This window comes from Bradyrhizobium sp. WU425 (assembly GCF_021052305.1).
GTDB lineage: Bacteria > Pseudomonadota > Alphaproteobacteria > Rhizobiales > Xanthobacteraceae > Bradyrhizobium > Bradyrhizobium canariense_D.
This window is the reverse complement of sequence record NZ_CP088089.1, coordinates 1738212-1762540: the sequence shown is the minus strand read 5'-3', so window position 1 is coordinate 1762540 and position 24329 is coordinate 1738212. Positions and strand designations below refer to the sequence as shown.

At 58.2% G+C, this 24329-nt stretch carries 18 protein-coding genes and 3 pseudogenes; 12 read left to right on the top strand and 9 right to left on the bottom strand.

The features are described 5' to 3' along the window. Positions 1–45: 45 nt before the first annotated feature. Complete coding sequence (locus BcanWU425_RS08420; RefSeq protein WP_210350912.1) at positions 46–450, bottom strand: YbgC/FadM family acyl-CoA thioesterase; 405 nt, start codon at positions 448–450, stop codon at positions 46–48. A gap of 1190 nt (positions 451–1640) precedes the next feature. Here BcanWU425_RS08420 and BcanWU425_RS08415 point away from each other — a divergent pair. Together BcanWU425_RS08415 and BcanWU425_RS37675 are read left to right on the top strand one after the other, a co-directional pair. Next, positions 1641–2375, top strand: coding sequence for an outer membrane protein (locus BcanWU425_RS08415; RefSeq protein ID WP_085348947.1), 735 nt, complete (start codon positions 1641–1643; stop codon positions 2373–2375). A gap of 291 nt (positions 2376–2666) precedes the next feature. Next, the gene (locus tag BcanWU425_RS37675; protein ID WP_369126693.1) at positions 2667–2768 is read left to right on the top strand and encodes a hypothetical protein; all 102 of its coding nucleotides are present in this window, start codon (positions 2667–2669) and stop codon (positions 2766–2768) included. Between the two features lie 2162 nt (positions 2769–4930). Here BcanWU425_RS37675 and sbmA read toward each other — a convergent pair. The 3 genes and pseudogenes from sbmA to BcanWU425_RS08395 all read right to left on the bottom strand — a co-directional run bounded on the left by sbmA (position 4931) and on the right by BcanWU425_RS08395 (position 8085). Beyond that, positions 4931–6143: pseudogene (gene sbmA, locus BcanWU425_RS08405) on the bottom strand (peptide antibiotic transporter SbmA). 164 nt (positions 6144–6307) lie between these two features. Further along, complete coding sequence (locus BcanWU425_RS08400; protein ID WP_204512246.1) at positions 6308–7051, bottom strand: outer membrane protein; 744 nt, start codon at positions 7049–7051, stop codon at positions 6308–6310. 686 nt (positions 7052–7737) lie between these two features. Then, positions 7738–8085 carry a hypothetical protein gene (locus tag BcanWU425_RS08395; protein ID WP_204512248.1) on the bottom strand — a complete coding sequence of 116 codons (348 nt, stop codon included), beginning with the start codon at positions 8083–8085 and terminating at the stop codon, positions 7738–7740. Between BcanWU425_RS08395 and BcanWU425_RS08390 the strand changes: the two genes are divergently transcribed. Next, complete coding sequence (locus BcanWU425_RS08390) at positions 8066–8284, top strand: hypothetical protein (protein WP_204512249.1); 219 nt, start codon at positions 8066–8068, stop codon at positions 8282–8284. The genes BcanWU425_RS08395 and BcanWU425_RS08390 overlap by 20 nt on opposite strands. A 241-nt stretch (positions 8285–8525) precedes the next feature. On the opposite strand, the gene ybgC is transcribed toward BcanWU425_RS08390, so the two are convergent. After that, positions 8526–8969 carry a tol-pal system-associated acyl-CoA thioesterase gene (ybgC, locus tag BcanWU425_RS08385; RefSeq protein ID WP_007596415.1) on the bottom strand — a complete coding sequence of 148 codons (444 nt, stop codon included), beginning with the start codon at positions 8967–8969 and terminating at the stop codon, positions 8526–8528. Between the two features lie 378 nt (positions 8970–9347). On the opposite strand from ybgC, the gene BcanWU425_RS08380 reads away from it, so the two are divergent. Next, positions 9348–10631 carry an NAD(P)/FAD-dependent oxidoreductase gene (locus BcanWU425_RS08380; RefSeq protein WP_204512250.1) on the top strand — a complete coding sequence of 428 codons (1284 nt, stop codon included), beginning with the start codon at positions 9348–9350 and terminating at the stop codon, positions 10629–10631. A 1167-nt stretch (positions 10632–11798) separates the two neighbouring features. Here the strand turns inward: BcanWU425_RS08380 and BcanWU425_RS08375 are convergent. Beyond that, positions 11799–11960, bottom strand: a complete 162-nt coding sequence (locus tag BcanWU425_RS08375) for a hypothetical protein (protein WP_204512251.1) — start codon at positions 11958–11960, stop codon at positions 11799–11801. A gap of 208 nt (positions 11961–12168) precedes the next feature. On the opposite strand from BcanWU425_RS08375, the gene BcanWU425_RS08370 reads away from it, so the two are divergent. After that, positions 12169–12399 carry a hypothetical protein gene (locus BcanWU425_RS08370; RefSeq protein WP_204512252.1) on the top strand — a complete coding sequence of 77 codons (231 nt, stop codon included), beginning with the start codon at positions 12169–12171 and terminating at the stop codon, positions 12397–12399. Between the two features lie 1188 nt (positions 12400–13587). Beyond that, positions 13588–14274 (top strand): HAD family hydrolase, encoded by a 687-nt coding sequence (locus BcanWU425_RS08365; RefSeq protein ID WP_007596419.1) that lies wholly within the window; start codon positions 13588–13590, stop codon positions 14272–14274. Between the two features lie 964 nt (positions 14275–15238). Here BcanWU425_RS08365 and BcanWU425_RS08360 read toward each other — a convergent pair. Both BcanWU425_RS08360 and BcanWU425_RS08355 read right to left on the bottom strand, forming a co-directional pair. After that, a pseudogene (locus BcanWU425_RS08360) lies at positions 15239–16266 on the bottom strand (IS110 family transposase). 377 nt (positions 16267–16643) lie between these two features. Then, positions 16644–16853: pseudogene (locus BcanWU425_RS08355) on the bottom strand (HesB/IscA family protein); the annotation flags it as partial. On the opposite strand from BcanWU425_RS08355, the gene BcanWU425_RS08350 reads away from it, so the two are divergent. Both BcanWU425_RS08350 and BcanWU425_RS08345 read left to right on the top strand, forming a co-directional pair. Further along, positions 16852–17076 (top strand): hypothetical protein, encoded by a 225-nt coding sequence (locus BcanWU425_RS08350; RefSeq protein WP_204512255.1) that lies wholly within the window; start codon positions 16852–16854, stop codon positions 17074–17076. The pseudogene BcanWU425_RS08355 and the gene BcanWU425_RS08350 overlap by 2 nt on opposite strands. A gap of 55 nt (positions 17077–17131) precedes the next feature. Beyond that, the gene (locus BcanWU425_RS08345) at positions 17132–18808 is read left to right on the top strand and encodes an ATP-dependent Clp protease adaptor ClpS (RefSeq protein WP_231190357.1); all 1677 of its coding nucleotides are present in this window, start codon (positions 17132–17134) and stop codon (positions 18806–18808) included. A gap of 440 nt (positions 18809–19248) precedes the next feature. Here the strand turns inward: BcanWU425_RS08345 and BcanWU425_RS08340 are convergent, their stop codons facing one another. Next, on the bottom strand, positions 19249–19455 hold the full coding sequence (locus tag BcanWU425_RS08340) for a hypothetical protein (protein ID WP_204512257.1): 207 nt from the start codon (positions 19453–19455) through the stop codon (positions 19249–19251). A gap of 879 nt (positions 19456–20334) precedes the next feature. Here BcanWU425_RS08340 and BcanWU425_RS08335 point away from each other — a divergent pair. The 4 genes from BcanWU425_RS08335 (at position 20335) to BcanWU425_RS08320 (ending at position 24319) form a co-directional block, all read left to right on the top strand. Next, positions 20335–20517 carry a hypothetical protein gene (locus BcanWU425_RS08335; protein WP_231190354.1) on the top strand — a complete coding sequence of 61 codons (183 nt, stop codon included), beginning with the start codon at positions 20335–20337 and terminating at the stop codon, positions 20515–20517. 337 nt (positions 20518–20854) lie between these two features. Then, positions 20855–22405, top strand: coding sequence for a S10 family peptidase (locus tag BcanWU425_RS08330; RefSeq protein WP_204513996.1), 1551 nt, complete (start codon positions 20855–20857; stop codon positions 22403–22405). A gap of 328 nt (positions 22406–22733) precedes the next feature. Beyond that, complete coding sequence (locus BcanWU425_RS08325; protein ID WP_231190351.1) at positions 22734–23927, top strand: B12-binding domain-containing radical SAM protein; 1194 nt, start codon at positions 22734–22736, stop codon at positions 23925–23927. Further along, positions 23873–24319: a hypothetical protein gene (locus BcanWU425_RS08320; protein ID WP_231190348.1), complete on the top strand. Its 447-nt coding sequence runs from the start codon at positions 23873–23875 to the stop codon at positions 24317–24319. Before BcanWU425_RS08325 ends, BcanWU425_RS08320 begins: the two co-directional genes overlap by 55 nt. Positions 24320–24329: the final 10 nt, after the last annotated feature.

Sequence of the window (24329 nt, the reverse complement as noted above, 5' to 3'; positions counted from 1 at the left end):
TCGCCGCGCGCGGGGGAGTCGAGAGGGCCGTCCGCTATCGCCCGATCACGAAATCGGATCAGCCTTCATCAAGGCGCGGATCGATTTCGGGATCGGCTGGGCACGTCCGCCGCTGATGAAGGCGACCCGCACCTCGGCTTTGACCAGCACGACTTCGCCGCGCCGCACCTCCTGCGCCAGCATGATGGAGGCGCCCTTCACGGCGACCGGCCAGGTCACGACATCGAGCACGTCATCCATCCGGGCAGGCTTGAGGAAATCGAGATGCATCGAGCGCACCACGAAGGCGAAGCTTGCGTCTTCCGCCTCGGCCTGCTCGAACAATGCCTGCTGCTCGGCGCCCATCAGCCGCAGATGATTGGTCCGCCCGCGCTCCATGAAGCGCAGATAGTTGGCGTGATAGACGATGCCGGAAAACTCGGATTTGACGATATCGCAACAGAATACCAACTGCTTGATTTCGTTGGGGCGCTGGAGGGCGGTAGCGTGAACAAGCGCAGATTTTTCTACGTCCCTTTCATGGCGAGCCGCAGCGCCTTCGGGATCAGCTTCAGTGTTCACAGCCCGGCCGCGAGCATAGCGGCCCGAAGGGGCATGCGGGACGAGTGCAGCGACAACACCGGTGTTTGAGCGGCACGCGGGAACGGGGCCGTAATAACGCTCGCCACAGGCGAGCCCGTTTTCCGAGTGCCCCCGGCGAGGAGCACTTTATGGCTTGCGCGAGGCATCGTGATCCGAAAGGCCGAGACAGCATGGCTCGGCAAGCTGGCTCATAGAGCCCCGTCCGCGGAGCGGACGCGCCCACAACCTAATCGGACCCGTACTTGTGGCATGGGCGAAAACCGCGGCACTTATGAGCCTGATTTCGGGAGATCCTATCGCGGACCTCACACCACTGACCCACATTAAGAACGTGTGCGGTTATTTGCGTGAGAGTTTCCGGGTTCGTTGCTCCGTCGGCGCCGCCCCTGACCGAAAGCCCAACCGATCGCTCCTGCATTGACGGTTTCATCCGCGGAGCCGGAGCAGGACTGGCGTGTATCGTACTCCGTCAACCCAGCTCCATGGTCTGGCCGGAATAGTCGACGAACAGCTTCTCGCCGGCGACATGGACCTGGGGACAGGATGGGCTTGAGGGGGCCGGCCCATTGCTTGTAGCGTTCGCATAGCTGAAGCAGTCGGAGTTAGGCAAAAGACCAAGGTAGCCGGGTTGCAGACTGTCAGCGGTGCGCGCCTCCTGGTTACCCCGATCGCAATCGCTGAAATAGCGATCACGATCGGCTGGAAACGGTGATCACGATGCTCTGGAATGGGCGATCACGATGGCTTGGACTCCGTGATCACGAACGGCTGGAACACGCACTTACCGGGCGCCCCGTCGACCTACCACGCTACTACGTCGCGAGGTGGAGCATGCCGTCAAGCTGTCGGGTGCGCGAGAGGCAGGACACCGCGCTGATCTACGCTCGCAAGCGAAGGGGCATGTCAAGGAGTTGGAGATATCTGCAACGCCGCAACCTGACGCGGCGTTTGTTTCACGCATTTCTTCCAGCGCCAATGTTGCGATGCAGTTACAGCAATTTGCGTGCACGTTGTTAAGACGCAGCAGGCTCGGGGGCACTCAAGACATGGGAATAGAAATGAAGAACTTGTTGCTTATGACAGTCAGTACGGTGGCGCTTGCTGCGGTGGCCCCCGCATTCAGTGCTGATCTGCCTGCGCAACCCATCAGGCCTCTCTACACCACCGCTCCGGGACCTGTCGCGGCTGCAATCTACGATTGGAGTGCTTACTATTTCGGCGTGAACGGTGGTCTGAGCTCAGGCGAGAGTTGTTGGGAGTACCTTGGCAGCAAGCCCGAGGGCTGTCATCATCCGACAGGCGGTAGCGTGGGCCTCCAGATCGGCTATCGATGGCAGATGGGCCAGATCGTGCTGGGTGTTGAGGGCCAGGGCAACTGGGCTGATTTGACCGGGTCCAATCACAGCATCCCGTTTTCCGATACTACCAACCAGACTAAGATTGACGCGTTCGGTCTCATGACGGGGCAGATTGGTTATGCCTTTGGGAATAACGTACTTTACGGCAAAGGCGGCGCCGCAGTCACGAGCAACATCCATCAGATCAGCTCGACCGTGGCAGGAGCCGCTAGGAAAAGTGACGTTCTTTGGGGCGGTGTGTTGGGGGTCGGATTCGAGCACGGCATCGCACCGAACTGGACGGTGGGCTTCGAGTACGACCACCTGTTCTTCCAGCCCCGCACGGTGAAATTCAGCGGGAACATTGGTGGGGCCGATCGCATCCGCGAGGATCTCGATCTTATCACGGTACGGGTCAACTATAAGTTTGGCGGTCCGATTCTCCTGAAATATTGATCCCTAGTTGCGTCGATGGCCCCGGCCTAGCCGGGGCCATTTGAAGGGAAGCATGGCCCGCTCAGAGCCCGGCCATTCAGGCAATTCCGACGTGAGATTCAAGCGCCGCCTGCGCGATCCCGGCCCCTTTCGCTGGCCTGCGACCCCTCCTTCTCCGGACGGCAAGCTCAGCACTTCGCGGGGAACCGCCGGCTCAGCGCTGAGCACACTCGACACCGAAAGTCAGCCGTAATCGTGGAGAGGGGTAGTCGCAAGGGCGACGAGCTCGGAACCTGCGTCGATGCCGCGGGAATGATACTGCTTGGCTTGCGGCTGCCGCCTTGCCAGGGTAAGCGGCGCATCGCCGTCGCAATCGAGGCAGACGAGATCGTCGAACACAGCTGCCTCCGCTGAGGCGGCCACGGCAAGAGTCCGCCTGCAAGCGTTGAGGACATAATAGATCGGCTCATCCGCGTCTGTCGCGAACCCGGACGATAGGCAGCTCGGCTTTCCAACATCTCACCGGCCCGTCCGATCTTTCGGATCACTCGGCCTCGCCCGCTTCGGCTACTAGCGGCAACCGGGCAGGCGAGCACCCTGCCCTCCGACATCGCCGATATCGCGCGCCAAGCGCCGATGCGGACAGAGGAGAAATCCATATGTGCCGCGGGCGGGGCGCAATGACGTCAGTGAAAGCCGCGGACACGGGCGACCTCATGATGGAGCAAGGCGGCATCCACAGCAGGACTGACCCGAGTTTCTCCGGGCAGGACGCCATAACCCTCGCGCTCAGATGGCATCGCTGCCGGGCGCAAGCTCCATGGCCGGGCAGACCTCTAATCTCGCGCCGCCTTGCAACCCGCCGAAACCCAGGCGGTCAGCTACGCCGGAGCGCGGGGAATAGGTTTGGAGTTCATTCTCGGTCCTTCACACCTCGAAGGGGGTTCTGCAGTTCGCACCCGTAGCAACCACAACAGGATTCCTGCAGACTCCGTAGCGCGAGACGCGTCAAGACAGTTGGATCCAAGTGACCTTTTGCGGCCAGAGCTAATACCTTTTCGGCGAGGCACGCCTTCAACGAAGACGTCCGGTTTGCTTCGGGCACCATCCCGATCGCATCGTCCAGAACACCTCGCAACAAAGCGCATAGTTTGGTTTTCGGTGTCATGGCGCTAATCCAAAAACAACGGAGATCTGGCCGACCTCGGCTCCGGCCCGCCTGGCCGGTGGCCCCCGGAAAGCCGTGCGGAATAAACCTTCTTCGCTCCAGGGAGCGGGAGGAGTAAGGGAGACGGCCGAGCCTACAAGTACTAGAGCTAGGTTTCGGTAATGTGACAGTTCGTGCTCCGCTCATTCTGGATGCATGACGGCTTAAGAAAGCATCCTGCGGATAGGTCCTTTGGTTTTCAAGTCGACGCTTGCTGACGCTATCAACAAAAGTTCGTAAAGCATTTGGTGAGGATCGCCGAGCCGTGAATTGGGCAGCCTTAGTGGATTGCTTGTTCCGATCGCGCCAATTCCAGCTTAGGAGCTCGTCGCGCCTTTTGAGCCGGATGTGCGGCGCGGTTGCTATAGTCGGCGAGCCACGCTTGTGAATCCACGCTGCTCAATCTGGCGGTCATGTTCACGGCCAGAGCTCCGGCTCGGCGGAAACGGATTGGTCCGCAGGCTCAGAGTTGTCAAATCCCGGTTCTGGTAGTTGAAACACGACGCAACATCATCTTGAACTCTTCTGGCACGGTTCACAGTTGAGCTTACGGTGATAAGAATTTCTCTTCGAGATAATTTCGGCGTGCTCCGGCCAGCCCAGCTTGTCGCCGTCCAGGATCGCTGGTTCGAGTGGCTCGATATTCGCACCGAAACTTTCGCCCAGCTGCGCGATCCAGTGACGCTAGAACGAGCTTGGGTGCCACTGGGCTCGATTACCGTTCCGCCAGAACCAGAATGGACACCAACACATCCGGCGGTCACAAGGGCTCGCCGCCCCACGTAATGCCTACCCCTGTTTAGCACCGTATTCCATGGAGGCGGATCAAGTTTGAAACATCCCGCATGGTCGTTCTGGCTAGTCAGTCAGTGTCCGGTGCCATGTGTGACACAAATGTGATTGCTCGCTGGACAACACCGTTGAGGCGTGTCTGACTCACACTGTCGAACTTACGACACGCTGGTACTTATTTGTAGAGCTAGGCGGTGTGGACTCTGAGAACCCATTTCCAGGAGCAAATCAGATTCATGGCTGTTTTCTCGGAGCAAGTCTTCGGTGTCATGAACCCGCTGGCTCGACTGCAGGTCGAACGCGACGCGGCTGCTTTGTAGCTTACCCGCCGCGGCTGTAATGGCCCCTACAGCCATCCGCCGCCCCTTTGCCTCAGTCCGCGCGCTGCAACAGCGCGCTAGCCGTCATCCACAACAACACGTCACGGGGGTTCCGATATGCAGTTGCTAAGTTTCTCCACGCCGAGCGCCATTCTCTCGAGTGCCCCTTCTCACAACTTAAGCAATTCAGCAGCGTTGCGACCGATTGACGCGGAACGGAAGGTCAGGTGTCCGTCAACTCCCTATAGCTATAGGAATCATGTGGCTGGCTTCCTTATCTCGATCGACGGCAGTGGCCCACCGTGGATCTTTGCCTCAAAGCTCCGCAGCCGCTGATAGATCGAGATTCAGTTCGACGATCGTGCTCCAGGAGTGGACGAGATACTGAAACGAGGTTCGTACTTGCGTGAACGCGTTGAGGATCTGGTTCATCGCGCCGAGGGTGATCCTGCCCGCGATGATTGTGGGCGCAAGCAGCAGATAAGGAAAGATGACGTCAGTCTGCAGATAGACGATCCGGCCGATATTGAAGTACATGAAGTTCAGATAGAGCCGGAAGTAATTCCTGCGAATGTCGCTAAACAGCACGCTCAATGTCGGCGCATTGGCACGCGCCGTATCATCCTCGCCGAGCACGAGCTCCTTGCGATAGGCCGCTTCGACCCGCTGGTTGAAAAATTCAATTCCGGGCAGGCGGATGCCGATAAGCGCGAGAACGCCGGTGCCCAGGATCGACCAGATCACCGCGGCGAACACCAGCGGATAGGCAATCGAGCCGAACAGAGGCAGCTCCGTGACGTTGCTGGACAGCCTCACCAGAACCGGCAGGAACGCCAACAGTGTCAGCACCGCGCTGATGAGATTGACGCCTAGACCTTCCATGGTGCTGGCGAAGCGCATGGTGTCTTCCTGGATCCGCTGGGAGGCGCCTTCGATCGTGCGCAGCCGTGGCCAGTTGGCGACATAAAAATCGTTCATCGCCGTGCGCCAGCGGAAGATGTAGTGGCTAACGAAGAATCGCGTCATCACGCCGACCACGACGGCCACGAGCGCTATGCCGGCAAAGGTCGACAACTCGCTGTAGAACTGCTCGACCGTGACCGGCGCCGACTTCGAAAGCGCAGCCTGGATCATGTCATAGAACGGTCCATACCAGCTGTTGATCGCGACCGAGACCTGGACCTGAAAGTAAGAGGTGAACAGGATCAGCGCCGAACCAAGAATGGACCACGTCGCCCAGGGATGCGGGGCAAATAACATCCATGCCGCCGCGAACACCGTAACGGCCAGCGCAAAATAGAGATCAAACCACAGCGCCGAGGCCGACCAGAACGTCGCAAGCCCGACCGGCTTCTCCGGGGCTGGAAAGAGATTGCCGGCAAATACATACCAAAACGCCATCGCCAACGCCGTCCAAAGAATTGACGACGCAAAGAACAACTTTGGTCGAGGGAAGAATGAAACGAACATGCTCGCTGTCCTTTATCGATTTAGAACTTCAGCTCAGAAGATGAACTCGCCGCGGTTTCGGTAACTGTTCCTGACTTCCGGTCACCCGCCAGTCGCGTCGCACGCCCGATGCCTGAAAGGCCCCGGTCTAGCCGGGGCCTTCGATTCACCAGTCCGACTTCAGATCAATATTTGAGCAGAATCGGGCCGCCGAACTTATAGTTGAGCCGCGCAGTCACAAGATCGAAATCCTGGCGGATGCGGTCGCCGCCCAGCGAACCAGCAGCCACGACAAAGTTCACGTCGGCATCCCGCATGAACAAGTGGTCGTACTCGACGCTTACCGACCAGTTCGGCGCGAAACCGACTTCGATCCCGGCGCCCACAGTAGCACCCCAAGGGCTGCTATCAGCGCCCGCGAACTGCGCGCCCGTGACTGCGGAGTTGACTCGATACGTGTTGCTCGCCACTGCGACGCCGCCCTTGGCGTAAAACAGTACGGTGTCGAGCGCATAACCGATCTGCCCAGTCATCGTACCGAACCCACCAATCTTGCTCTGGTCGACATCGCCGAACGCAATGCTGACGTTGGATCCGCTCAGATCAGCCCAGTTCCCCTGACCTTCAACGCCCAGCACGATCTGGCCGATCTGCCATCGATAGCCGATCTGCCCGCCGACGGTAATGCCGGTCGCATCATGACAGCCCTCAGGGGTGCGACCATTGTAGTCCCAGCAATTCGAGCTTGAGCCCAAGCCGCCGTTCACACCGACGTAGAGGCCGCTCCAGTCGTAAATTGCAGCCGCGACAGGCGGCGGAGCTTTGGAGTAGAGAGGTTGGACGGGCCGCGCAGCCAGGTCTGCACCGGATGCGGACGCAATTGCGCCAAGCGCCACAATGCTCACAGTCGTAAGCAAGAAGTTCTTCATTTCTACTCTCATGTCTTGAGTGCCCCGAGCCTCATGCGTCTTAACAACGTGCGCGCGAATTGCTGTAGCTGCGTCACAACATTCGTGCCGAAAGAAATGCGTGAACCGGACGCTGCGTTAGGTTCTGCGTTGCAGATCATTCCCAAGTGTCCCCTTACGGAGGCCACCATGGGCGGAGCGCCACATCGGCATGCGTTTCTTGGAATCCCGGGCCCACCTTGATATCCCGCATTCCAAGTTCGGCGGAGACAATCGAGCAGTTTGCTGACGGAATTTGTCGGATTCCATTCGCTTCTCGTCAGTCCGGTACCAATCGAGCAGAAATTCAATCTTCAGATATTTGATGCCATTGTCTTGAAGAATGCGTCTCATTTCCGCAAAACCAATCGTGCTTTGCGCGACCATCGTGTCTTCGTAGTGAAGACCGAACCCGTTGAACCCCGCGCGCGCTGCCCCTTCGACCCTGCCTTTGAATTGGAATGGAGTGACCTCAGCAGGCCCCCAGCGGGTAAACGTGCCCCGAAAGCGCGAAATACGAGATCAGAAGCTCTACGTCATTAGCCACGGCACTATCCTCGCGCGTTCAAGCGGTGAAGTAAGGTATGGCAGCCCACAGGCCACCGGTTGCCATTCTGATATCATGGCACTCGCTGACATAAAGTGGGCGCCCCGCGAAACAGTTTTGCCTATTGGAGGCCCGGACCAACTTCGAAATGGCCGCGCGGCCCTTCATTCGATTGGCGGCGCATCCGGCGCAATGTTGTTGTCGGCACGGCACGCGGCATGAAGAGCGCTAGCCGATGCGCGGTCTCGAACGTAAGCGGCATTTCCGCGACGATATCCATCCTCTTTGAGCGACGGTGAATGACGATCGCTCGATCGTGCTGATCCGCATTCCAGAAAACAACATAAAGATTGTACCTTCTAATGAATCCGACAAACGTGCCTTTGATGTTTTCAGACCCAAGGACGAGGCCGCCGGCCGCCTTCGATTGGGCCGGCTCCTGGACCGTCTTGATCATCTCGTCGAACATGATCGCGCTCGGATCCGCCCTCTTCCATGATTTTTATCCGGAGTGGCAAGAGCACCGAGCGTTGGCGCGCAGCCCGGAAACCATCCGCCTCGCTGCCGTCAGCCAGATGGAGCATGGGGCAATGGAGACGGTGCCGCCATTTGAGAAGAGCCGCGAAATGCGATCGCGCAAGTTCGCCACGGCAGCGCCGCCGGGATAGCCGCGCCAGTCGCCAATCGGCCCGTCATCCTTGACGTAGGTTTCGCTGTGGTCGCTGTGACCAAAGCGGCCGACGAAGTCCGATTAATTTTCGTTCTTCGCCGGCTTCTGATTCATTCGGCTGGACTGTGTAATTGAGCCGCCCCGGGTTTGCCGCAGCCCATTTGCTTTAAATTACGCCGCCATGATGACTTGATTTCGTTGGAGCGCTGCAAGGCAAACGCGTGAATGAGGCGGCAGATTTATCTATGCCCTTCCATAGCGAGCCGCAGCGACTTCGGGATGCGCTGCGCCTTTCCAGCTGAGATAAACGCTACCCGTACACGTGCTGTGACCAGGAGATCGTCGCCACGCCTGCATTCCTGCAGCAAGGCAATCGACGCGCCCCTCACCTCTTGCGGGACTGTGACGACGTCAAGAATGTCATCCAAGACCGCCGGTTTTAGAAAATCGATCGTCATCGAGCGCACAACGAAGGCAACACCGGGCGCATCGTTCTTGGCTTCTTTGAGTAATGCTTGCTGATTCGTTCCGAGCAGGCGCAAGTAGTTCGTTCTGCCGCGTTCCATGAAGCGCAAGAAATTCGCGTGATAAACAATCTGGCCGGAGTCGGTATCTTCGAAATAGACCCGGATCTGCATATGATGGCGGCCGTCGCGAATTTCGCCATCAAGAGAGGCTCTCACGGTATGGTCCCCTTGCTGCCCTTTTGGGACCCATTGTCTCGCACAAAGGCGCGTTCCAGAGCAAGCGCCGATGGGCTTTGGCTTTGTTCGCGCAGTCGGAGCTCCGGCGCACCGCCGCGTGGGCGCTGCGCGTGCCCTCAACAGATCAACAACTTAGAAGCTCGGCCTGATCTTCGGGGTGATGACGAACTGCCCTTTTGGCCTGCGATTTGCCTGCCGGTGCGGCGCTGGCACGTCAGTGTTGGATACTAGGGAGGTCCGCTTGGATACTAGGGAGGTCCGCTTGGATACTAGAGAGGTCCGCCAGAACTTAGCGGTATTCACGATGGCTGCTGGAGCTCGGGTCGATCAAGAAGCTACTTGTAAGAGGATTGGCGGATGCGAAACAATCGACGATCACACGGACTGTGGGTGCTGACTGCGCCACCAGCGCCACAAACTGCTCCACTTACCGATGAAATTGCAGCGGATATCGTCGTGATTGGCGGTGGATATACCGGGCTGTCGGCGGCCCTTCATCTAGCTGAAGGTGGAGCGCGTGTTGCGCTTTTGGAGGCGTCTGAAATAGGATTCGGCGGGTCCGGGCGGAACGTCGGACTCGTGAATGCGGGCATGTGGCTAATGCCTGAGTCGCTTCCCGCCGCGCTCCGCGCGCCTTTTGGAGAACGGTTACTTGAACAGCTCGGCCGCGGACCGCAGACGGTATTCGAGCTCATCGAAAAGCACCACATCGAATGTGAAGTCGAACGTGCCGGCACCTTGCATTGTGCGGTCGGACGTAAGGGCTTGGAGGAGGTTGAGGCCCGTGCCGAACAGTGGCAGAAGCGTGGAGCGCCCGTCCTGGTGCTAAATGCGGAGGCAACACGCAGCAAAGTAGGCGGTGGCGACTACACCGGCGCGCTGCTCGATAAGCGCGCCGGCACCATACAGCCATTGGCTTATGTGCGAGGGTTAGCGCGGGCCGCGCTTGCGATGGGAGCCAGGATATTTACGCATAGTGAGGCCGTCATGGCGCAACAGAATGGTTTCCGCTGGAGAGTCGGCACCGAAAGCGGATCTGTAGAGGCCGACTGGGTGGTCGTCGCGACGGACGCTTATAGCAAAGGACTTTGGTCTGAGGTACGGCAAGAACAGATTCAACTGCCCTATTTCAACTTTGGCACGCCATGTCTGCCCGAGGATCTGAGAAAGTCGATCCTGCCTGAGCGGCACGGTGTGTGGGACACTCGAGAGGTCCTCTCTTCGTTTCGCCTCGATCGCTCCGGGCGACTCGTGTTTGGCAGTGTTGGTGCACTTGAGGGGATTGGGCGATCTATTCACCGCGCTTGGGCCCAAAGATCGTTGCACAAGCTTTTTCCAGGACTTCGGGGCGTCCAGTTTGAAACCGGCTGGTTTGGCATGATTGGAATGACCTCCGACAACTTGCCCCGGCTTCACAAGCTGGACCGCAAAGTCATCGGTTTCAGTGGCTATAACGGCCGCGGAATCGCACCAGGCACTGTGTTTGGCAGGGTTTTGGCTTCGTATGTATTGGGGCAGATCGCGGAGAACGACCTGCCGTTGCCGGTCACCGCCGTTGAAGCCCAGCGCTTTCGTGCAGCGCAGGAGGCGTTTTATACGGCGGGCTCCCAGCTTGTTCACCTGATGGATTCCTGGTTCTGATCACCCCAGCAACCTGGTTGGCTTCACAAGCTGCCCTCGCTCGAGGCATGCCGGTCCTCGTGATGTTGTTATGATGTGTTCAAGGGCGCCGTTATGGAACTTAGGATACCTCGGGTCAGACAATCGGATGGTGAAAACGACGAGCTTGCGACGGGTGACGTTCATGACTCGAGCTGTCGGTTCTCCGCCGAATGCCAGTCCGCACCGTGGAGGCGGATCATCTCCCCGACGGGACCGCTCGATGAAGACGCGCTCAACGCAAAAGCCGGCAGTGACCGAAGCCGCACTTTAAAAGGGTTTCTCGATATCGCGAGACACCGGCGCGAAGGCCCACCCCAAACTGGAAGCGCTCATGAGTTGCCGTCACGGCGGTCGAAAGGGAAGCGCCAGCCTGTGAGGCGAGTTCTGCGTCGTTTCGTTTCGCTGAACCCGTCTGGAAACTCCCTTATGATGGACAGGGCAACTTCGCCTCCCTGCTTTATCCCGGCATCGTAGTGCTAGATGCCAGCGCGGCTTTCTGTTTGGGTGTCATAATTAATCCATGCGCCGAGCGCGTGCGCGTGCGCGGCGAAATCTCTTCCGAATAATGAGGTTGTCCACAGGAAGGCCCTGTGAATAGCCGGCGTAAGATTCCGCTATTTGCGGTTGCACGCCGGGAAACGTGTTCCACTGGTTGAAACGAATCGGGGAGAACCGCCAGCTTGCGACTGGCGGCCCCGATTGCCCGCGCAACGCTTGCGGACTGCGGGCCAAACGCTGATGTTAGCAGCAACAGCATTACATTCGGTAAGTCCCGAGAGGTAAAGTCCGGCTTTACTCTGTGACAGAAGTCGAATGGCTACCTATAAGAACGCCAACAACCTACAGCAATCTAACAGCGACTGTTTCGATCAGGATCAGGATCAGGGGCCGGGAGTCGCGGCTCCCTTGCCGCTCTCTACCGATGCACGGGCTGTCATCGCGAAATCGGAATTGCAGCAGGCCACACATTGCCTCCGCAAAGCAATCATGCGCATACGTCAGCACAAGCACCATTCGATGGCGTCTGATCGTATGGGCAGATCACAATCCGAAGGGAGCGACCGACAACAGCGGAAGTCCGGTTCAGCCGGGCTTCTACACTCTTGTTTGGAGATGCCCATTCAGGCGAGAGTAATTGAGAATGAGCTAGAAGTATTTCGTGGCCGGGTCTTCAGCATCTTCCACTTCCGGCATCATTACTTTCGATGCATCGAACAGCGAGCCGCCAATGGAATTCAGCATCATTCTGAGAAGATTCAGAGCTTTCGCCAATGTCTTCGCCTCCGATTTGCCGCGCAACCAGCCCACTTGCCATTGCCACTAGCGTCCGGTGGCTCCGGGTTGAACCATCGAAGGTCATCAGACAGCGTTCACCGCGCCTCGCGCTCGTGCGGTTTGCCTAAGCATTTCGGCGGTTCGCCTAACGGACCCAAGCCGTTTGGCTCTTTGCGGCCCGAAAATCGTTTTGGATTCTTGCGAGTGCGGCCGGTCGCCCGGGCTTTGCTGAGAGGAACGCATGCGCGTGCCATTGAAATTCATTCCTTTATATAAATTGGGTATGGGGGCTCCATTTGCAGCTGTGCGCGTGAACGACCCGGTCGGTGTTTGGGTTGGCCGTTCTGTGCCTTTCGAGATGCCCCCTACCCATGTGGAGCCACGCGACCGCGACAAAGATTGCAATCAGGTGCATGCTCCGAACAAACATCTTCTCGGAAGCAACGGCAATACGGGCAACGGCGATGAATGAAGTTACGATGCTCAACGCGGAGTTAGATCGCTGCAAGGCTGAGCTGAGGGACCTTAACGCGAAGATGAGCTCAATTTCCTGCACGCAGCCGGTGGACATGACCGCAGTCGAGGACGTGGCGAGGCGAATTCGCCGAATTGCCGAACGGGTCGAAGTCTTGACGCGCGCCATCCTCCACGGTCCACAAGCCGGAACACAATAAGGCTGCCAGGAGCGCTGCCGGGCGGCCAGTTACAAAGTTAACCCGGCAGGGACATGCCCAGGTTAGATCATATTTCTAAGCCTTGCGTGTTCTTGCAGCAGCTCAACTTCTTCTGTCTGAGCCCCTGTTGCTTTCGTCAACTGTCGGCCACCTAATCTTGCGAAGCGATTCGCGGTCACCGTAGGTCGCAGGAACGTGCGCTTTTAGATGACGTAACGTCCGCGACACGCGATGCAGCTTCTGCGCTGCTACGGTCGAAAATGTCTTAAGCGGGCAGATATTCTGGCGGGAATTGTGCGAGGGCTTTAGCCTCTTCGCCCTGCCCGTGCGTTGGATGTAACCGTTGACATAAGTGCGATGGCAAGGGCCTCGTCCCCAAGCCGGATGATGAGCGGACCTGAGGCGCATTCAGCGAAGCTCGAGTCTGCCAAGGACCGAGAGTGCTCGCCACGAAAGTCGCTTCGCGGTCCTCAAATCGCGTGTTGCTCAGGCAGTCGCCTGCTGAAGCCCGACTTCCCCATCCCAACCGGAGCGTCTTCAGCGCAAAGGCCCCGTCTCCATGGAGCGCCGCCCGCGAACACTTGCGAATGGCGCCTCCATCATATTCAACATTTCGCGTTGTCGTGTTCAGCCGTATCCGGCTGAAGACGTTAATGTCGGAGACCAGACACTGACGCGCGAGTATTCCGTCGCCTGAGCCGAAGAACATGGTTTTGCCCTCTTCAAGCGAGGCTCGCAAATGGCTTTGCTGGCACGTGGATTGCTGGGACACCGAAAAGAGCCCGTACGATCATGACGGCCTCGCAGTCGCCGGCCCAGGAGTCCAAATGAAACTTGCTCGATTGATCGCGGACGTCAATCGTCTCCATTCTCGCCAGCATTTCAACTCATCTAGTGTGTCGATGCCCATGCCGTAGTAGTTCGGTGCTACTATACGTGGCGAACGACGGTGGCACCTGCACGGAATCTATGCTTAAGGTCAGATCATGAAACCGGTTCTCGTCTTCGATTGGAATGGAACGTTGCTCGATGATGCATACGCACTGCTCGAAACCACCAATGCAATTCTAGATCGCTTTGGTCGTACAACGATCGACATGAAGACGCTTCGGGAACATTGCGACGTTCCGCTGTCTCTTCTTTATCGCAGCCTCGGACTATCGCGAGACGAGCTTGCGACGGTGGATCGCGATGGGAGTGCAATGTTTCACGACGCCTATGAGGCTCTTGCGGGCAGAGCCGATCTACGCGAGGGCGCGCGCAGAGTCTTGGAGTTGGCGCGCCGAGAAGGGGCTTCGTCCATCATCGTGAGCAACCATATAGTCGACCCTCTGCGCTACCAATTGAGAAGACTTGGAATCAATGACTGCATCGACGATGTGCTCGCGTTCGAAAGCCGCGACACGCAATACAAATCGACAAGCAAAGGAGAGCGACTTCGTCTATACATGCAGAAGAACAACTTGAAACCAGCGTCAACTTTCATCATCGGCGATATGCCGATCGAAACGGATATTGCACGGAATCTCGGACTGATAAGTATAGCCATTACCGGGGGATTTGTTTCCGAGGCGCGCCTGCAAGCGGCGCATCCAGACTACACGATTAACAACCTTCATGAGCTGTTGCCAATCTTACGAAGCTACGGTTTTTTTGGAATGCACAAATCATGATCGGCGAAGAATCACCGCACAGCGTCTGTAAAACCTTGATCATGTCGTCCATGTTGAACGAGTTTATCTCGGCGATTCGAACTCCGCCTTCGACATCGCACGCGTCGCATGGCTCAACTCAGTCGCGAGTCCAGCATCTGCAATACCGAACCCGTAATCCGGTACCTGCCGCACTCGCGGCATTCCAGGCGCCTGTAGTCGTCACCGGTGCACTGCTCGAGGCTTGACGATGCCAGATCGAACAATAACCCATCTCTCACCCACACATTGCCGCTCTTACGACCTCAGCGATCCCAGATAGTCGAGCGTGTTGGCAAGCGTCACATTGTAGAATCGGAGAGCAACTTCACCCCGTGCGTCGAACGCTGACCCCAGCTATTCCATCGCAAGTCAGTACTGGTCTGGACGAAATCAGCAGTAGGCAGGGGTCATGGTTGGACGCTGACGGGGCCAGTTGGGCATCCGGAACTCCGCAACCGTAACAGCACCAGCGCTCGTGCCGCACGGTACGCCAAAGGCACCGGTTCGGTTTGACGCGCAGGTCGCGCTGCCGGATGGAGATGCGCTTCGCCGCTGCTGGCGGACATAGTGTCAATCGGCCCTTTAATTGCGGTTTGTTGTCAAGCTACCATTCTTCCTCTCTCCAGTGACACGCCGGTAGCGCTCCGTCGGAGCTGGTCAGGTTGCGGAGACGGAGCGATCGCGGATGGCGAGACGATTGCCTAGCGGGCTTGGCAATCGACGTCGTTGGCGGCTTCGTCGGGTTGGGTTGATGTCGTAGCTGGGGTCATGGTCCTTTCCGAGGTCGCGAGCGCCTCATGATGATGTCCGGATCGGGCGCCTCAACGTTTGCAGCGGAGTGCGGGCGAACCGCCACCAGCCGATTGACCGAGGTCACCACGACCACCGTCCCAGCGGGATATCGCCAGTCCGGCGGACCGGACCAGGAACTTGCGAGCAAATATCAGATTGGCTTCGGCTGGCCCCAGTCGAACGACGTTCCATCGACCCAGATGCAGTGGAGAATCACGGCGATGTTTCGGGCAATGGCGACCTTTGCCTTCTTCATGCCGATCCGCTTGGCGAGCTTCATGCCTCAGGCCTTTAGAGAAGACCACTTTTTGGTTCGATAAAGAAGGACAGTGGCGGCCTCGAACAAGTAAGTTCGGAGAAGCCGGTCGCCCCATCGAGATGTCTTTCCGTTGGTGTCGGTTTCGCCGGATTGGCTGCGCCTCGGCGTAAGGCCGAGGTAGGCGCCGACCGTCGAAGCCGATCGGAAGCGCGAGGGGTCATCGATCGTGTGGCGGAACGTTAGGGCCGTCACGACACCGACCCCCGGGACCGTCATCAGGCGACGCGTCGTCTCGTCCAGCTTTGCCAACCGGCGGACCTCGTTGTCGAACTTACCTTGTTGTTGACAAACGTTCTCATGGATCGAGAGCAGCGGCGATATCACGCTGAGAAGCAAATGATCGACGCCCAAGAGCTCGCTGACCTGGTTGCGGAATTGTTGGCCGATCGCGCGAGGGAATAGTAATCCACATTCCTTGATCAAACTGCGAATCTGGTTCTCGATGTCTCGGCGCATCGACACTAGCCGAGATCTGGCGACAAGGATCGCTCGGATCTTCTGGCTTTCCTCACTTTGGACTTTTACCTCTCGATACCATCCAACCCGCACCAGTTCGGCAAGCCCTCGCGCATCATTCTGATCGCTCTTGTTCATTCGGACCGACAAAGCTGCGCGCGCATGCCGAGCGTCGATGCAGACCACCGGAAGCTCAACCCTGCGGAGTTCATGCCATAGCCAACTCGCCATCGCACCGGTCTCGAAGCCGATACGCTCGGCATGAGGCGCATGTTGTTAAGCAGGTCAGTCAAGGCACCAGGATTAGACTTGGCTTTCCCTTCGAAGATTACTTGACCAGTCTCGTTGACAACGCACACAGCGGTTTCTCTCTGTGAGACGTCCAGCCCGACGTACTGCTTCATGGGTGAGCTCCTTCGAATCATTTGATTGCGAGGGCTCAACGATAACTGAGGTTGTCTGCCACGAGCGCCGACCGCAATTACGTCATCGTTTGCAAATTTGGCTCTGATCCAATTTTGGTGCAGCTCCGATTATTCTGCGCCGATTAGTCTGGCTTGAAGCAAATCGATTTTCCCGCGACCGTACATTTGACGTTTAACGAGCTTGAGGCGCGTGATCTGCCCGTCTGTTTGCCCGTTGTGACCCGATAGCGCTTCCGCGCGGCGCGCGCCTGAGCGGCTCGAATCATCCCACGACGCTACGTCGCGCGACTCATCATTGTGAATCCTGCGCAAAAAATCCTCGCGATCTGTGGCAACTATGACTCAGTTGTTTATGGACGGCCCTTATTGTCGACGACGAACACCTTGACGCCATCGCGCTCTGTCACGGCGTCGTCAGGCTTAGCCTCGTCGGCCAGGCTCATCCGGTATTTGAACCCGTCGCAGCCACCGGCCTCGGCCATGATGCGCAGGCCGCTCGTCGGCTGCGCCGAAGCCGAGATCGCGCTCTTGAGCGCATTCGCTGCGCTATTCGTCAGATTGATCATGGCTATCCTTTTTGCCTGGGTCGTTTGCATAGGAATTGGCAGGTCGCATGCCAGCGCGCCCGAGCTTGACATTGCTCACCTTTTCGAGATCGCCCCTGTTGGCTTTGCGGCGCGTGTAGGGTTGCTGACAAAGGTCTTCGAGGGATTGCGGCGGCTTTGCGCGTCTTCTTTATGGATTCCGCCGATGAAGCATAAGGAACGCGGCGGCAAGCAATTTGCATAGCGTGCCTAAGCCGGCCGAAGTGTCCGGTGATGAGCTTAGATCGGAGACCACTTTCATGACGGACACTGCCGAACAACTAGAACACGCGCCGGGGGTCTTTGTGGACAACATCTACGCAGGCGGTGCGCCCATTCAGCTTGTTTTGCACAATGACGGCAAGACGACTCTCGGTTTCGTGGTACGCCTGCTGCGCGAGGTATTCGACAAACAGGAGCGGGATGCCATTGCGCTCGCCAAACTCGTCTCGCAGCATGGCAAGGCCGTCTGCGGACGCTATCCTCCCTCAGTCGCAAAGGCGCTCCTCGAGGCGGCGCGAGAGCGTATCCGAGCTGAAGGATGTCCCCTGCTGATCACAGGCGAAGCCGCGGGCGAAGCGGACGGCCCCGACCTGTCCGACGTGCAATTCGAATATGCCTTCGAAGCCCTTGAGTGGCACTTCACCAATATACCGCCGAGCGAACTCGCCACTACTGTGCGGCAATTCCCGGGCCACATGCAGGCCGATGTTCAGGTCGCGGTCGATAAGCTATTCGCCGATCCGGTCCGCTTCTTCGGCGCCTATGCAGAACATAGGTACGAGACGCTTTCATTCGCTCGGATGAAAAAGCGTGGACAGAATGCGATTTCGCTGGTGCCACCGCAATATCACCAGGTTGATACTGGCGAGACGGCGCCGGTCAAATGCCTGTACAATGGACTGTGGCTTTGCCGGGCGAGCGACTTTTTCTATGCCGTCGTGCTCTCTACTGAGTTCGAGTTCAAGCAAGAGCCGAGGATCCGGATTGAAATCGTTGCCCCTGCGGGGACTGGCGGCGAAGCCTTTGTTCAGCGCAGCTTTGACGAACTGGAACGGGCGGTACACGCGGCACGTTCTTATCGCGGCAAGATTCTCTCATTCGAGAAAGGTGCGGATTACAGCGGCCGCTCAAGAGGCATCATGGTGCATCGATTGGCACCAGTGAGGCGCGAGGACGTGATCCTGCGGGAACAGGCTATCAAATTGCTCGATCGCAACGTGTTGAGTTTTGTCACCACGCGTGGCGCACTCCGCCGATTCGGCCAGTCGACCCGCAAGGGCATCCTGCTCTATGGCCCGCCCGGCACCGGTAAGACCCACACCATCCGCTATCTCGCCACCAACCTACCGGGACACACCACGCTAATCATCACCGCCGAAGAGGTCGGTGAGCTGAGTGCCTATATGGCGCTCGCGCGCCTGCTGCAGCCTACCATGGTGGTGATCGAGGATGTCGATCTGATCGCCAGCAAGCGCGACGACTTGACAACGTGTGAGGAGGCCGCGCTGAACAAGCTCCTAAATGAAATGGACGGCTTGAAGGAAGACGCTGACATCCTCTTCGTGCTCACCACCAACCGCCCCGAGCAACTCGAGGGCGCCCTGGCCGGTCGCCCCGGCCGCATCGACCAGGCGATCGAGATGCCGCTGCCTGATACGACCGGCCGCGACAAGCTGATCCGGCTTTACGGCATGGGCCTGCCGCTTGAGGCGGAGATCGTAGCCGAGACGGTGCGCCGCACTGAGGGCGTCAGCGCCGCTTTCATTAAGGAGCTGATGCGACGCATTGCGCAATCATGCATCGCTCGTGACGGCGGAAACTCAGTGACCACAGCTGACATCGAGGAAGCGCTCGACGACATGCTGTTCACCGGCGGCCGCCTCAACGTGAAGCTCTTGGGTGGGGCCGGAGCGATGGCTGCGGGGTCTGAATGAAGGCGAAGGGAGGAAGATCACCCGCCAAGGGCTGCGCCAACTCCCGCATGCGCCGGGTGTCGACGACGCGTCTATGATTGATGAGCGGCGAGGCGGTTCGTGAACGCGAACCGCCTCGACAATCGCCCGCTCAACCGTCGCTCGCAATTCCTGTTCCATGCCGGCCTGCCCCCTACAGGCGGGCTTCGATATCACGAAGGCAACGCCTCGCCACAGGCGACATGCAATGAGCAGAGCAGATATGCGGTAGCATGGAACTCTTATCGGAAGAGCAGGCTGGAATGGCGCACTTGTCGGACGATCAATTGGAGCTTCGCCATCCGTCAAGGAACGAGAACGGCTGCGAGATTGCCGGCGAAAAGTCCCTCTGCGAAAGCGTCCACCTGGTAGTACATGCGCATGCAGTTTTCTCCGGCCGATGGCATCGGCTGACTCATACCTCATGATGGGTCCGACGAGCCGACAAGACGCGACACCAACTCCTTAGTTGCACGATCGGCGTTTTCGGGATTAGTGACGTCAATTCGCGGTACGCCGTGCGCCTTGGCAGCTTCAGCCAAGGCTGTGTTTTCGCGCAGCGAGCGTTCCACGAACTTCTCTATTGCGGCTTTCACTTTGTTCGCCTTGTTCCGAATACCGGCTCCCATGCACGATACGCTCGGGCAGGACGGGATCTTCAAACGTGGAATCACACAACCAGAGCATCGCCAATCTCCCAGTCAGCTAGGTATTCAGGGCGAAGCGCAGCACTTTGAAATATAAAACCATCTCCCATTTGACGTTGCGCTCTGATCTTCTCCCGAATGATTGGCCGCATATTCTCATGATGCACCCGGAGGAACCAATGGATCGTGTCATTCGATTGACGATGATAGAATTCTACTACGGCGTCCGGCTCGCCGGTTCAGGGTCGCCCTGGATGACGCCCTAACATGTCGGTCGAAATCACTGGCAAGCCGGTGGCCAGGCCGATGCGTTGCGCACAGGTCGACTTCCCGACATGCGAGGTACCAATCAGGAATAAGTTTTTCGGTTGGGGTGTCACTGAATTGTGTCGCTAGCGTCACGAGAGCAGAACCACTGTTTTGGCAAGCCATCGCTTGTCACGAGGAGACCTCGCCGGCTGGAAGAGCCCTCTCTGGGGACGGCTCTACCACGGCGATGCACTCCCAACCACGGCAAACGTCAAGTCTCTTCCCCGACAAGACCACCGCCATCTGGAAGCGATGGAAACGGCCTGTCAGATTCTTGATCCGGCTCGAACAGTTCCGCTCGACTCGATTGAACTCACTACCGCCTGATGTCCGGAGATCCATATCAGCCCCCGTTGCCGACGCCTGAATCTCAACCGCTAACTGATTCTCACAGGACATCGCCCGCGACCGTTTGAATTAGACACGTTTCTGACTCAGTAAGACTAGAGCCTGACCGGCGAAGCCGGATGCGCCATGCAAAACGGAAATGCATCGTTCTCTCCACTTGCAAACAAGATTTGAAAACAACCATGCCACGTATCATGATCAGGAATGACTGCACGATACGATATTCGAGCCGAGACGAACGGCTGGACGGTCTACGACATCCGCACTGGTTTTGCTGCGCTGATCAATGACGTCGCCCAAAATGGCCTTCCCCTGGAAGACGCCGACGACCTGGCCGATCTGTTGAATCACCTACAATCAGAGCAAGCCTACGTCAGCGGTCACTAAGAGTTTCGCGGGCGCCGCGATTTTCGCTCTGGTCGCCGCCCTTTGGTGTGGCGGAGGATAAACGTGTATCGACGGGAGCTTCCACAGGTTTTCGAACTTCGCGACTTGGTCCACTATTCATCATCGCGAGACGCGTATCTCCAGAATTTTGAGAAATCGCTGTCGGAGATCCCTCAAAAACTGAAGCAGTTCCCGCGACATCGAGCGTGCACCCGCCGACGGTGACAACTGCTGACTCTAGTAGGTTTGTTGTTCCCACGCATGGGCTAGTGACTAGGTCGTTTTGACAGACACGCCTCGCGCACCAACAGTGCAGACCCTGCACAGGAGAACCTCTATGTCGTCGACTGCACTGCGCAGCACCTCTCTTGCGTTGATCCTTTTTGCCTGCGGGATCATGGAGAGCGTGCGGGCAGACAATCCGCCGCCGCGCGCCAATGCCACAACGCCGGCCGGCCAGAACGGCGGCCCCGGCGAACGCGCCGGCCAAGCGCCGAGTACGCCGTCGGCGGCCGAGCAGCATCGCCTGCCGCCGGACTCCAGCACCAGGCAAACGCTTGATCTCCCTGGGCGAACGCTCTCTTTCATCGCGACGGCCGGCTCCATCCGCCTGTTCGACGAGAAGGGCGAGCCGGAGGCCGACATAGTCTATACCTCCTATCAGCTTGACGGCACCGATCGCGGCACGCGCCCGGTAACGTTCTTCTTCAACGGAGGACCGGGCTCATCATCGGCCTGGCTGCAGCTCGGCAATGCCGGACCGTGGCGGCTGCCGATCAATGCAGACGAGGTCACGCCATCCACTTTTCCGGAGGTGAGGCCAAACGCGGAGACTTGGCTCGATTTCACCGATTTGGTGTTTATCGACCCCGTAGGCACAGGCTATAGCCGTTTCGTGGGGACCGGCGATGATGTGCGCAAGCGGCTCTTTTCCGTTGACGGCGACGTGAACGCGCTCGCGCTGGTGGTCCGTCGCTGGCTCGAAAAGCATGACCGGCTGTTGTCGCCGAAATACATCGTGGGTGAAAGCTATGGGGGCATTCGCGGGCCAAAGGTTGTGCACCAGTTGCAGATGCGGCAGGGCATAGGCGTCAAGGGCCTGATAATGGTCTCGCCAATCTTCGACTACGGCCAATATGCCCGCACTGGCCTGCTGCAATACATCGCAACACTGCCGAGCTATGTCGCGACCCAGCGTGAAGCCGAGGGTCCGGTAAAGCGAGCCGATCTCGCCGACGTGGAAGCTTATGCACGCGGAGAGTTTCTGATCGACCTCATCAAAGGTCAGGCGGACAAGGAAGCGACCACGCGTCTGGCCGACAAGGTCGCGGCGCTGACCGGCATCGATCAGGCGGTGAGTCGCAGGCTCGCGGGCCGCTTCGACCTCGCCGCGTTTCGCCGTGAGTTCGATCGTAAGAACGGCAAGTTAATCGGCAAATATGACGCTTCAGTGCGTGGCCTCGATCCGTATCCGGACTCGGATTTCTATCTTTCCGGCGATCCGTCGAGCGACAAGCTGCTCGCACCTCTGACCAGCGCCACTGTCGATCTCCTTACGCGCAAGCTAAACTGGCGGCCGGACGGCTCCTATGAGCTAGTCAACGGCGCGGTCGGGCAGGCTTGGGATTACGGCCGCGGGCCTCCGGAGTCGCTGTCGGAGCTGCGCCAGATTCGCGCAACGGACCCGAAGATGAAATTGCTAGTCGGGCACGGCCTGTTTGACCTCGTCACGCCTTATCTCGGATCACAGATCGTGCTCGACCAATTGCCGCCATTTGCCTCAGCACCGCGCGTCAAACTCGTAGTCTTTCCAGGCGGCCACATGTTCTATTCACGAGATGGCTCGCGCCACGCGTTTCGTGCAGAGGCCGAAGAGATTATGAAGTAAACCCGCACCGCGAACTAGGTCACAAGCATGCTCGTGTTCGCACGAGCATAGTTATAGATGAAGCTGCTCATGGCGCCGGCTTCGAGGCAAACTCCTTGGATGGCCGTGAGATCGATCTCTTTGCCGACCAGCCAGCTATGGATATCGCTTGGCAGGGTTAAGCTGCTGTCTTCGGCAATGATCTTGCCCTTGCCGTTGACTACGCTGTCGTGGTGAATCTCCTCAGAGAGCTCTGCACAACTGGCATCTTAGGAGCGTCAATGGGAAGCACCTCTGAGTGTCGTTCACAGCTAGTCGTAACTGTACACGGAATACCGAGAGGCTCGCGTTGCGCGAGGCAGCCTTACCCTTACGCGGTATTCCGCCGATAGTTCTGGCTACGCCAGCGCCGATCACGCACCGTACCGCCGAGGAAAATTTGGCGCTCGGTTACCTGGCGAGTATTCTCAGAAGCAAGGGGGCGAATGTCCTAATCATCGACGGTTGGCTGGGCGGTCTGACGAGTGACGAGATCGCAGATTCGATAGCCCGGCTGCCAGTTCCGCTGTGGATCGGATTTTCCTGCTACCGATCCAATATGGCTCGGGCAATCGAAGTCATGCAGCTGCTTCGTCAGCGTGGTCTACAAACCCCGACGATCGCCGGCGGCTACGGGCCGACGTTTCACCCGGATGAGTTCCTGAACGCTGGGTTCGACGTCGTGGTCCTCGGCGAGGCCGAAGAAACTGTCTGCGCGTTGAGCGAGCACTTCGCATTCTGTAAACTGGACCTCTCTGACATTTCAGGTATCAGCTACAAACACGACGGCAGGATCGTTCGTAACGGGCTCAGGCCAGCGGCCGCGAACCTTGACGCCATACCTTTTCCTAGCCGCGACACGATCCGCGCCTCACTTGAGCGGCGGAGCGCTGTGCACGTGCTTTCGTCACGCGGCTGCGCGGCCCACTGCACGTTCTGCTCGATCGTTGCCTTTGCGAAGGTATCGGATGGTTCGCATTGGAGGCAGCGTTCGATCGAAAACTACGTCGACGAGTTGGAGCAGGTTAGCCGGCTCGGGGCGACGTGTTTCAAAGTCATCGACGACAGCCTTATTGAGCCGCGTCGAGACGAGCTGTGGTGCCGTGAACTTGCCGACGATATTCAATCGCGAGGCCTGCGCGTAAGCTTGCGAGGTTCGATCAGAGCGGATCGCGTGACCGACGAGGCAATTAGGCAGCTCAAGCGGGCGGGCTTCTTCGCGTTTTCGTGCGGTATTGAGAATTATTCGGAATCCGCATTGAAGAGGATGGCGAAGAGTGCAAGCGTTGATCAAAACCTGCAAGCCCTTGATGTCTTCAAAAACACGGCATCTACGTGCAAGCCGGGCACATTCTCTTTGATCACGGCACGACGATGGAAGAGTTGCGGGAAAATCACCGTCGCATGTCGGACTACTTTTGGACGATCAGCAAGGGAATTTTCTCCGAGATGTATGCGGCCGAAGGAACGCCGTTCACGAGGCTGCTGCGAGAACGCAATCTGATCGACGCCAACGAGGATGGGACTGGCAACCGAAACTATCGTCTGGCCGCCGAAGACGTGGTTCAGGCCTATACGGGCCTAGAGCGCTGGCACAAGAGCCATCTTCGCCCTTACGACAAAGCGATCGACGCCATCAGCGCGCCAAAGGCATTCGAGGACGAGGAACTGGTCGAACTCCACGCGCTTGCGACCGAACTACGGCGGCACGACCTCGCCTTTATGGAACTCCTCCTGGACGCCGTTGAGTCGGGTGAGCATGACGTCCATGGCCTTGTTGACGCTCAGGTCGCAGGGAACAAGATCAAATACCAGACGCTGGCGACACGGGTTGACCACGCCTACGCGTCGGCCGGGCTGGTGTATGACGCCGACGCCAATCCTTTCTTCGGATGAGAAGGCTCAA